A 10,530-nucleotide genomic window follows, 5' to 3' on the forward strand; every position below is an offset into this window, starting at 1 on the left:
GCACGTCGTCCCAGGGGTTGTTATGAGCGCTGCCGGCACCGACACCATCGGCTACACCAAGGACAACCGGGTCGCCCTGATCACGCTGAACCGACCCGCGGCCCGCAATGCGATCGACCCGGCGATGGATCAGCGACTACGCGACGTCTGGGTCGACTTCCGCGACGACAATGCGGTGGACGTTGCGGTCCTGACCGGCACCGGCACGGCGTTTTGTGCGGGCGCCGACCGCAACAGCTGGTTCACCCAGTGGCTGGACGCCGACCCCGCCAGGGTGCGTCGCAACGCGCGCGGCGTCGGATTCGGTGGGCTGACCCGGGGCCTGCATCGCATCCGCAAACCGGTCATCGGTGCGATCAACGGCTGGGCGCTGGGCGCGGGACTGGAGCTGGCCTTGGCCTGCGATATCCGCATCGCCTCCGAGCGGGCGATGTTCGGGGCGCCTTTGGTGGGGTTGGGGTTTCACCACGGCGACGGGGGCATCTCGCGGCTGGTGGACATCTGCGGTGTCGGACTGGCACTCGACCTCGAACTGAGCGGCGAGCCGATTGACGCGGCCCGCGCGTTGCAGGCGAACCTGGTCACCCGGGTGGTGGCGCACGATCACCTGCTGGATGCGGCGCTGGCGCTGGCGCAACGCATCGTCGGCCACGATCAGTCCGCGGTGCGCTCGGCCAAGGAAACGGTGCTGGACGTCATCGGTCGGCGCCTGGACGATCAGCTCGAGTACGAGGCGCTCAGCGCCTACGCGATCGATCGTGGTGCGGCCGGGCGCATCGTCGAGGCCATCGCGTTGCGGGGCGGTGCGGGGCGGTGACACCACCGACCCGCGACCGGTTCTTGGCGGCGGCCACCGGGTTATTCCGCCGGCAGGGCTACAGCGCGACACCGCTCAAGCAGATCATCGCCGAGGGCGGGGCCCCGCTGGGTTCGCTGTACTACTTCTTCCCGGGCGGCAAGCAAGAGCTCGCGGTCGAAGCGATCCGCCGGACCGCCGAGCGCTACGAGCACCTGCTCGACCGGGTTTTCGACGAGGCCGGTGACACCGCCTCGGCGGCGACCGCCTGGTTCGCGTTGGCGGCGCGGGCGCTGGAGGACTCCGATTTTGCTGACGGCTGCCCGATCGGAACCGTGGCCTGCGAGGTTGCCAGCAGCAACGAACCGCTGCGGCAGGCCAGCGATGCGGTGTTCGTGGCGTGGCGCACCCGGGTCGCGGACCAACTCATCGGCGAGGGCGTCAAACCCGCTGAGGCGCGGCGCCTGTCGGTGTTCGCCGTGGCCAGCCTGGAAGGTGCCATTGTGCTCGCCCGCACTCAGCGAAGTACCCAGCCGCTGCGGGATACCGGACGCGTCGTCGCCGACACGTTGCGTCGGGTGACCCGCTCAGCGTGAGCGGTGGCGTCGGTAACGCGCCGGTGACGCTGACTTGTCGGCGTCGGGGCCGTCCGGTGAACGGTTCGGGTGGCGAGACCGCCGATCCTCGGCGAAGATGACGTCGTGTCGACAGCCGCAAGTACCGTCCGTCGCCTCGGGGTGGTGCCCGACGCCGCGGCCCGCCCGGTCATCGCCGCTGATGCCGCCCAGGCGAAACTCTTCGACGAGCTGCTGCAAGCCGAGATCGTCGAGTTAGAGGAACTCGCCAGGGCGGCCGAAGCGCGCCGGAGCAGTCGCCGCGAGACCGGCGCCGCGGTAGCCGCCGAACTGCGGCAGCGGATCGCCGAAGCACACCGGCTGCGGGCGGCGCTGCGGGCCCGTTTTCCGGTCAACCGCGGCTCGTAGCGACGGCCCGAGCGGGGATTAAACTCGCCGAGATTCAAACTTCCGAATCCGCCCGTCGGCGCCGCCTATGCTGGCGTTATGGACACCGCGCCGGCCGATCTGGTCTGTGAAGGCGGCGGGGTGCGCGGCATCGGGCTGGTCGGGGCGATCGAGGCGCTGACCGCACACGGCTACCGGTTTCCCCGCATCGCGGGCTCCAGCGCCGGCGCGGTCGTCGCCTCGCTGACCGCGGCGCTGCAGCGCGCCGGCGAACCGCTGACCCGGCTCGAGGAGATCATGCGCAGCATCGACTACCGAAAGTTCGCCGATCCCAGCCTGATCGGGCGGGTGCCGCTGGTCGGCGGGGTGCTGTCGCTGCTGGTCTCCGATGGCCTCTACCGCGGCGACTACCTGGAGAAGCTGCTGACCGGACTGCTCGGCGATCTGGGGGTGCGCACGTTCGGCGACCTGCGCACCGGTGAGCAGCCCGCCCAATACGCGTGGTCGCTGGTCGTCACCGCCAGCGACCTGTCCCGGCGCCGGCTGGTCCGGATCCCCTGGGATCTCGACAACTACGGCATCGACCCGGACGACTTCGCGGTGGCCCGCGCGGTCCGCGCCTCCTCGGCGATCCCGTTCGTGTTCGAGCCGGTGCGGGTGCGCGGGGCGACCTGGGTGGACGGTGGCCTGCTGTCGAACTTCCCGGTGCAGTTGTTCGACCGCGCCGACGCCGAGCCGGCGTGGCCCACCTTCGGCATCCGGTTGTCGGCCCGCCCCGGCATCCCGCCGACGCATCCGGTGCACGGGCCGTTTTCGCTCGGCTTCGCCGCCCTGGAGACGTTGATCAGCAATCAGGACACCGCCTACCTCGACGACCCGTGCACGGTGCGCCGCACCATCTTTGTGCCCGCCGAGGAGATCAGCGCCATCGACTTCGACATCACCGCGCAACAGCGCGAAGAACTCTACGACCGCGGAGTGCAGGCAGCCCAACAGTTCCTGACCACATGGAGTTTCGCTGACTATCGGGCGGCCTGCCGGGCGGTACCGAGCAGCGACACCGTCTAAGAGCTCAGTAGGGGACGCCGATCTTGCGCCACCGCCGCCCGGCGGTGCCCGGCTCTTGGGGCTGTTTGGCTACCCGGCTGCGGATGACGATGTAGGGCCGCCACAAATACCACAGCGGATAACTCCAGGCGTGCACCAGGCGGCTGAACGGCCACACGATGAAGATCGCCCAGGCCGCAATGGCGTGGACCTGATACATCAACGGCGCCTGGACGATCACCGCCACGTTGGGATGCAGGGCGAACAGGCTGCGGAACCAGACGCCAACGGTTTCGCGGTACTCGTAGTGGGAGGTGTCCTGGATGCCCAGGGTCAGGTAGATGCCCAGGATCACGATGATGCCCAGCAAGATCAGTGCCAGGTAGTCCACGGCGCTGGTGGTGGCCCGGACCCGCGGCACCGCGGTGCGCCGAATCGTCAACAGCGCGCCGCCGATCAACACCCCGATCGCCGCCGCCGACCCGGCGACCGCGGAGACATCCTGATAGAAGGTTTCGTGGATGCCGAGCCAATCGGTGACCGCTTTGGGGATCAGGATGCCCATGGCGTGCCCGGCGATCGCCGCGAGCGCCGAGTAGTGGAACAGCGGGGCCCCCCACTTGAGCAGCCGCTGCTCCTGCAGTTGGGTGGAGCGGCTGGTCCAGCCGAATTGGTCGTAGCGCCAGCGCCAGATATGGCCGACCACGAAGACGGCGATCGCGATGTAGGGCAGGATCACCCACCACCACAAGTGCCAGGTCGTTATGTGTGGCATGGATCGCCTCCATAACCCGTCAGATATTCCGGCGGGGCGAACGGCTCCAGCCCGACCTCCTCATGCGGTGGCCCGGACTCCCACGCCGACTTCACCTGGCCCAGTTCGTATTTGCCGAGCTTGGGCAGGCCGGCGGTAACCGCGGCGACCACGTCGGCGTAGGGGGAGTCGATCTTCACCAGGCCGCGGCGCAGCAATTCCAGGTCGGTCCGGTGCCCGGTCAGCAGCCGCTGGCCGCGGGGGCACAGCGCGGCGAAGTCCAGCACCATCGGCAGGTAGTCGGGCAGCTCGTCCTCGGACGGGACGAAGCCGGCGTCCCGGTAGGCGGTCTTGATGACCACCATGGCCATGCCGCGTTTGCGGGTGTCGCCGTAGCGGTAGTAGGTCAAATACAGCGCGCAGCGGCGGCGCAGATCGAAGGTGTCCACGTAGTGCTGGGCGACCTGCTCGGGAGGTGTGGCGCGCAGCCAGCCCAGGAATCTGCCGAACGACTCCCGCGCCGATTTGGGGGCGGTGTTTGCGGCGTACGCATCGAGGTCGTCGAGCCCGTCGAACAACGACGCCGTCGGATACTGCAACAACACCGACGCCAACTTGGCGGTCTGAGTATTCATTGCGCGGTTCCCGGTTCCGGAAACATCCCCGACACCCGAGTGTGCCCGTCCCAGTTCAACAGATTGAAATTCGCGGTGCGACTGGGCGTTTCGGGCCGCTGGGAGGATGGGCGATACGAGCTGATGCCGTGCGGTCCGGGCGGACCCAGGCCGCCCATGCCGGGGCCGCCGTCGGTGTCGAGGCTGCAGAACAGCTGCTCGTGCTGGCCCATCAGCCGCCCGGCCTCCTCAATGTGGGCGGGCGGAATCACGTAGCGCTCCTCGTATTTGGCGATGGCCAGCAACCGGTACAGGTCGTCGAGGTCGTCGGCGGTGGCACCGACCGAGGCGGGGAGGTCCGCGTCGACGTCCAAGCCCAGTTGCGCGGCCCGCTGAAGGGTGCGCACCGCGGTCAGCTTGCGCAGCACGGTGCGGATTACCGCGGCGTCGCCGGCGGTGAACAGGTTGGCCAGGTAGTCAATCGGGATGCGCAGCGCGTCGATGGTGGCGAACACGTTGTCGGGGTTCTCGGCGTCATAGCCCGCGGCGTTGACCACGTCGGCGACCGGTGACAGCGGCGGGATGTACCAGACCATCGGCAGTGTGCGGTATTCCGGATGTAGGGGCAACGCGACCTTGTGGCGCACCGCCAGCTCGTAGACGGGGGAGCGCTGCGCGGCCTGAATCCAGTCGTGCGGGATCCCCGAGCGGGCAGCCTCGGCCTGCACCTCCGGGTCGTTCGGGTCGAGGAACACACCGAGCTGGGCCTCGTAGAGGTCCTGCACGTCGGGGGTGGCCGCCGCGTCGAGCACCTTGTCGGCGTCATAGAGGAACAGGCCCAGGTAGCGCAGCCGGCCCACGCAGGTCTCCGAACAGATGGTGGGCATGCCCTGTTCGATGCGGGGGAAGCAGAACGTGCACTTCTCCGCCTTGCCGGTGCGATGGTTGAAATAGACCTTCTTGTACGGGCATCCGGACACGCAGAACCGCCAGCCGCGGCAGCGGTCCTGGTCGACCAGCACAATGCCGTCCTCGGCGCGCTTGTACATCGCCCCGGACGGGCAGGACGCCACGCAGGACGGGTTGAGGCAGTGTTCGCAGATGCGGGGCAGGTAGAACATGAACACCTGCTCGAACTCCATCTTCACCCGGTCCTCGAGCCCGGCCAGGTTCGGGTCGCCGACCGCCAATTCCGGTGCGCCGGCGAGGTCGTCGTCGAAGTTGGAGCCCCACGTCACGTTCATATCCCGGCCGGTCAGCGCGGAGATGGAGTGCGCGACGGGGTTGGGGGTGCCCAGGGGGGCGTCGATGACGGTCTGGTAGTCGTAGGTGAACGGGTCGCCGTAGTCGTCGATGCTGGGCAGGTCCGGGTTGTAGAAGATGGACAGCAACTTGCGCAGCCGGCCGCCGGCCTTGAGCTGCAGGCGGCCCTTGCGGTCCAGCGTCCAGCCGCCGTGCCAGTGCTCCTGGTCCTCATAGCGTTTCGGGTAGCCGATGCCCGGCTTGGTTTCGACGTTGTTGAAGTACACGTATTCGGTGCCCGGCCGGTTGGTCCACACCTGCTTGCAGGTGACCGTGCAGGTGTGACAACCGATGCACTTGTCCAGGTTCATCACCATCGCCACATTGGTCATCACCCTCATCGGTAGCTGACCTCCTGGGAGCGGCGGCGGATGACGGTGATCTCATCCCGGTTGCTTCCGGTGGTGCCGTAGTAGTTGAACCCGAACGAGAACTGCGCGTAGCCGCCGATCAAATGCGTGGGTTTGATCACCAGCCGGGTCAACGCATTGTCACCGCCGCCGTGCAACTGCGACACCTCGGTGATCGGCGTCATCAGGTGCCGGTCCATGGTGTGGTACATGAACACGGTGCCCTTGGGCATGCGGTGGGTGACCACGGCGCGGCAGGCCACCACGCCGTTGCGGTTGTAGGCCTCGATCCAGTCGTTGTCGGCCACCCCGATGACGGCCGCGTCTTCCGGGCTCATCCAGATCACCGGCCCGCCGCGGAACAGCCGCAGCATGTGCAGGTTGTCTTGGTACTCGGAGTGAATCGACCACTTGGAGTGCGGGGTCAGATAGCGCACGGTGACCTCGGGTCGCTGCTCCTGGGGGAGTCCCTGCTCGCCGAAGTGGCGGATGTAATTCAGCGGCGGGCGGTACACCGGCAGCCACTCGCCGTACTCGGCGATCCAGTCGTGGTCGAGGAAGAAGTGCATCCGGCCGGTCAGCGTGTGCCAGGGCTTCTTGCGTTCCACGTTGACCACAAACGGGGAGTAGCGCCGGCCGCCGGTCTCGCTGCCCGACCACTCCGGCGAGGTGATCACCGACCGGGGCTGAACCTGGGTGTCTTCGAACGTGATCTGGTCGCTGGCGCGTTCCTCGGCCAAATCGGCCAGCCGGACCCCGGTGCGCTGTTCCAGCGCGTGCCACCCTTGGACGGCGACCGCGCCGTTGGTGGTGCCGGACAGGGCGAGGATCGCCTCGGCCATGTGGATGTCGCGGGTCAGCGCCGGCCGACCGTCGGCGACCCCGCCGCGGACTACCCCGTTTTTGTGGGCGAGGTAGGTGACCGCTGAAACGGGCTTCCACGCAACACCTTTGACCTGGGTGCCGGCGGTCTCGGTCAGCGGACCGAGGGCGGCCATCTTGGCCGCCACCGCGCCGTAGTCCCGCTCGATGGTCACCAGCCGCGGCATCGTCTTGCCGGGGATCGGCTCGCAGTCGCCTCGGCGCCAATCGCGTACCACGCCGCCGGGCTGGGCGAGTTCGTCGGCGCTGTCGTGCATCAGCGGTGCGGCCAGCACGTCGGTGCGGGTGCCTAAGTGCCGGCCCGCTAGCCGGGAAAAGTGACGGGCGATAGTGGCGAACACGTCGAAATCGGTGCGCGACTCCCAGGGCGGGGCGATGGCCGGGTTGAACGAGTGCACGAACGGGTGCATATCGGTGGTGGAGATGTCGTACTTCTCGTACCAGGTGGCCGCCGGCAGCACGATGTCGGAGTAGGTGCAGGTGGAGGTCATCTTGAAGTCGACGGTGGTGACCAGATCGAGCTTGCCGCGCGGCGCCTCGTCGCGCCAGACCACCTCGGCTGGCCGCAACTGCTCGGGCGTCTCGTCGGCGCGGACGGCGTTGTCGGCGCCGAGCAGGTGCCGCATGAAGTACTCCATGCCTTTGCCCGACGAGCCAAGCAGATTCGCCCGCCACACCGTGAGCACCCGGGGGAAGTTGACCGGGTTGTCCGGGTCCTGGCCGGCGAAATGCAGCCGGTCCGCTTTGAGCTCGTCGATCACGTAGTCGGCGACGCTTTGGCCGGCGTCGGCGGCGGCGTCGGCCAGGTCCAGGGGATTGCTGTCGAACATCGGATGCGAGGGCGCCCAACCCAGCCGCGCCGACTGGGCCATCGCGTCGGCCATGGTCCGGCCGGCGAACAGCCCCGGGCCCAGCGGGCTGGACAGTTCGTCGGCGCCGAATTGCTCATAACGCCACTGGTCGGTGTGCAGGTAGAAGAACGAGGTGCCGGTCATGTGCCGGGTGGGGCGCTGCCAATCCAGCGCGAAGGCGACCTGCTGCCACCCGGTGAGCGGGCGCACCTTTTCCTGCCCGACGTAGTGGGCCCAGCCGCCACCGTTGACGCCCTGACAGCCGCACAGCATGGTCAGGGTGAAAAAGGTGCGGTAGATCTGGTCGGAGTGGAACCAGTGGTTGGTGCCCGCCCCCATCGCGATCATCCCGCGGCCGCCGGAACATTCAGCGCTGCGGGCGAATTCGCGGGCCACCCGGGTGGCGGCCGCGGCCGGCACCGAGGTGATGGCCTGCTGCCAGGCGGGGGTGTAGGGCTGGGCGGCGTCGTCGTAGCCACTCGGCCACTGTCCGGGCAGCCCGTCGCGCGGCACCGCGTACTGCGCCATCAGCAGGTCGAACACCGTGGTCACCAGCCGGTCGCCGAGGCGGCGCACCGGAACGCCACGGCGCACGGCGCCGCCGCCCTCGGTGTCGCCGATGTCGAAGCGCGGCAGGTCGATCGGGACCGCCTCGTCGTGGCCGCCGTACAGGGTCAGCTGCGGGTCGACGTCCCCGAGCTCCAGGTTCCACTTACCCTGGCCAGACTCGCTGTAATGGTCGGCGAGGGTGCCGTTGGGGAAGAACGGTTGCCCGGTCGCCGAATCCAGCAGGACGGTGCGGTGCTGCGCACCGTCGCCGGTGTCACCGAGGTCGGCGGCGGTCAGGAATCGATCCGGAACGTAGGCGTCCTGCCGTTTGCGTAACGTCACCAAGAACGGAAGATCGGTGTAGGTCTTCACATATCGCTGAAAATAGGGGACTTGGCGGTCACGGAAGAACTCCGCGAGGATCACGTGCCCCATCGCCATCGCCAGCGCGCCGTCGGTGCCCGGTGCGCAGGCCAGCCAGTCGTCGGCGAACTTGGTGTGATCGGAGTAGTCCGGGCTGACCACCACCACCTTCTGGCCGCGGTAGCGGGCTTCGACCATGAAATGCGCATCCGGGGTGCGGGTGATCGGCAGGTTGGTGCCCCAGATGATCAGGTAGGCGGCGTTCCACCAGTCCCCGGATTCCGGCACATCGGTCTGGTCGCCGAACACCTGCGGGGAGGCCAGCGGCATGTCGGCGTACCAGTCGTAGAAGGACAGGATGGTGCCGCCGATCATCGACAAAAACCGGGTCCCCGCCGCGTAGGAGACCTGCGACATCGCCGGGATCGGCGAGAACCCGATCACCCGGTCCGGTCCGTAGGCCTTGATGGTGTGCACGTGCGCGGCCGCGATCAACTCGCTGACCTCCGCCCAGGTCGATCGGAGAAAACCGCCCTTGCCCCGGGCGTGTTTGTAGCGGGCGGCGCGGACGGGATCCGCGGTGATGTCCGCCCAGGCCTCGACCGGATCGCCGAGGCGCTGGCGGGCCTCGCGCCACATCTCCAGCAGCGGTTGGCGGACATACGGGTAGCGGATCCGCGACGGGGAGTAGGTGTACCAGGAGAACGACGCGCCCCGTGGACAGCCACGCGGCTCGTATTCGGGCATGTCCGGGCCAACCGACGGATAGTCGGTTTGCTGGGTCTCCCAGGTGATGATGCCCTCTTTGACGTAGACCTTCCACGAGCACGACCCGGTGCAGTTCACGCCGTGGGTGGAGCGCACCACCTTGCCGTGCCGCCACCGCTCCCGGTAAAACTCCTCGGCCGCCCGCCCGCCGCGACGATGCACCTCGCGGTGATCCGGGGTGGGCGTCCCGACGGTGAAGAACTGCGCACCGCGCAGCAGCGACTCAACCGGCTCACCGCCCGGCAGCAGCGGTGCCAACGATCCACGCGTCGGGCTTTCGGTCATACCGCCTCGGTTTCGTCGCGGGTCGCGCTACGCCGAGCGGGGCAGCCATGCTGGGTTCAGGGCATCGCCCCTGAACGTGTACAAACCGATGGCTGCCGCCTCGGTTCGCTAGCTACAGCCTTCTCTCCTCGTACTACCACCGGTGAGGCTGGTGTGCCAGCGGTTACCGAATGTTTCGACGCACCCGGTGGGAAAAAGGACGGCGCAGATAGTGAGTCCGCCTATATACCGCCGGTCTTACGGTCCGGTGTGGTTGTTGTCGTGGAACAGTTTTTCTCGGAAATATGCACGTCAACCGTTGGTTTTAGCCCGGTTACGGATTAGTCGTCGAATGGGCCGCCGGGACAGGTGGGGCAGGCGTAGAAGGGGCCGTGCACGATGAGCGGATTCGGCGCGTGGGTGGGGTCGGTGGAATTTGGCGCGCAAGTGGGGTCGGTGGACTCCGTCGCGCACGCCGGATCATGGCCGCCCCTCGCATAACCGATTGGGGCTCCGGCAATGGACGGACCGCCGAAGCCGGATGCCGCATGCGCGGGGGCGACCACACCCGCGGGTACGGCCAGAAACACCCCCAACGCGGCCAACGTCGTCGTACTGCTGTGGACAACTTTCTGTATCAGTCCGCGCATGGGGTTTGCTCCCTCCGTCATCAACATGATCGCGGCCGGACCGCGGGGTGTTACCACGACCCGCAAGCCGGCGATGAGCTGCTTGGCCTTTTCCGGCAGCGCGCCCTCGGCGAATACCGCGCGGCTGAACGCCTCGTGCGCGTGTGGGGCCAGCTCCTTACGACGGGCGGCGATCTCCGGAGTGGCCCACCTCCGGTCGGTCCCTGCGGGATTGCTGGGGAAATCTTCTGAGGCCGTCCCGGGCTATGGTCCGTCGTCGTCGTCGTCTTCGTTGTCGTCGTCGTTCTCGTTGTTGTCGGGTAGCTGTTTGTCGGGGTGCCAGTAGTTGTTGGTTCTGGGTTGGCCGTGGTCGAGGTGTGGGGGTGGGAGGGTTTCGGT

The 10,530-nt window shown here is 67.8% G+C and carries 8 protein-coding genes and 1 pseudogene; 4 read left to right on the forward strand and 5 right to left on the reverse strand.

The annotated features are described in order from the left end of the window. Positions 1-22 precede the first annotated feature (22 nt). The 4 genes from BKN37_RS04225 (at position 23) to BKN37_RS04240 (ending at position 2,826) form a co-directional block, all read left to right on the forward strand. On the forward strand, positions 23-817 hold the full coding sequence (locus BKN37_RS04225) for an enoyl-CoA hydratase/isomerase family protein (RefSeq protein WP_071022020.1): 795 nt from the start codon (positions 23-25) through the stop codon (positions 815-817). Continuing rightward, positions 814-1,392 carry a TetR/AcrR family transcriptional regulator gene (locus tag BKN37_RS04230; protein WP_071022025.1) on the forward strand — a complete coding sequence of 193 codons (579 nt, stop codon included), beginning with the start codon at positions 814-816 and terminating at the stop codon, positions 1,390-1,392. The genes BKN37_RS04225 and BKN37_RS04230 overlap by 4 nt, the downstream gene beginning before the upstream one ends. 105 nt (positions 1,393-1,497) lie before the next feature. Continuing rightward, positions 1,498-1,779, forward strand: a complete 282-nt coding sequence (locus BKN37_RS04235) for a hypothetical protein (protein ID WP_131823520.1) — start codon at positions 1,498-1,500, stop codon at positions 1,777-1,779. 78 nt (positions 1,780-1,857) lie between these two features. After that, positions 1,858-2,826, forward strand: coding sequence for a patatin-like phospholipase family protein (locus BKN37_RS04240; RefSeq protein ID WP_071022031.1), 969 nt, complete (start codon positions 1,858-1,860; stop codon positions 2,824-2,826). 4 nt (positions 2,827-2,830) lie between these two features. Here the strand turns inward: BKN37_RS04240 and narI are convergent, their stop codons facing one another. The 5 genes and pseudogenes from narI to BKN37_RS29725 form a co-directional block, all read right to left on the reverse strand. Next, positions 2,831-3,580 carry a respiratory nitrate reductase subunit gamma gene (gene narI / locus BKN37_RS04245; protein WP_242657073.1) on the reverse strand — a complete coding sequence of 250 codons (750 nt, stop codon included), beginning with the start codon at positions 3,578-3,580 and terminating at the stop codon, positions 2,831-2,833. After that, positions 3,568-4,194, reverse strand: a complete 627-nt coding sequence (gene narJ, locus BKN37_RS04250) for a nitrate reductase molybdenum cofactor assembly chaperone (RefSeq protein WP_071022036.1) — start codon at positions 4,192-4,194, stop codon at positions 3,568-3,570. Before narJ ends, narI begins: the two co-directional genes overlap by 13 nt. Continuing rightward, entirely contained in the window at positions 4,191-5,816 is a 1,626-nt protein-coding gene (gene narH / locus BKN37_RS04255) for a nitrate reductase subunit beta (RefSeq protein ID WP_071022039.1), read from the reverse strand. The genes narJ and narH overlap by 4 nt, the downstream gene beginning before the upstream one ends. Next, positions 5,813-9,523, reverse strand: coding sequence for a nitrate reductase subunit alpha (locus BKN37_RS04260; protein WP_071022042.1), 3,711 nt, complete (start codon positions 9,521-9,523; stop codon positions 5,813-5,815). The genes narH and BKN37_RS04260 overlap by 4 nt, the downstream gene beginning before the upstream one ends. Before the next feature lie 872 nt (positions 9,524-10,395). Then, positions 10,396-10,530: pseudogene (locus tag BKN37_RS29725) on the reverse strand (hypothetical protein); the annotation flags it as partial.

Origin of the sequence: Mycobacterium talmoniae (assembly GCF_001854525.1) — a bacterium.
In the GTDB taxonomy this organism is placed as follows: Bacteria; Actinomycetota; Actinomycetes; order Mycobacteriales; family Mycobacteriaceae; genus Mycobacterium; species Mycobacterium talmoniae.

What these genes read in the sequence shown, in the direction of transcription:
- narJ (WP_071022036.1), bottom strand. Translation starts at nt 4,194, where the DNA reads ATGAATACTCAGACCGCCAAGTTGGCGTCGGTGTTGTTGCAGTATCCG.
- BKN37_RS04260 (WP_071022042.1), bottom strand. Translation starts at nt 9,523, where the DNA reads ATGACCGAAAGCCCGACGCGTGGATCGTTGGCACCGCTGCTGCCGGGC.
- BKN37_RS04240 (WP_071022031.1), top strand. Translation starts at nt 1,858, where the DNA reads ATGGACACCGCGCCGGCCGATCTGGTCTGTGAAGGCGGCGGGGTGCGC.
- narI (WP_242657073.1), bottom strand. Translation starts at nt 3,580, where the DNA reads ATGCCACACATAACGACCTGGCACTTGTGGTGGTGGGTGATCCTGCCC.
- BKN37_RS04225 (WP_071022020.1), top strand. Translation starts at nt 23, where the DNA reads ATGAGCGCTGCCGGCACCGACACCATCGGCTACACCAAGGACAACCGG.
- narH (WP_071022039.1), bottom strand. Translation starts at nt 5,816, where the DNA reads ATGAGGGTGATGACCAATGTGGCGATGGTGATGAACCTGGACAAGTGC.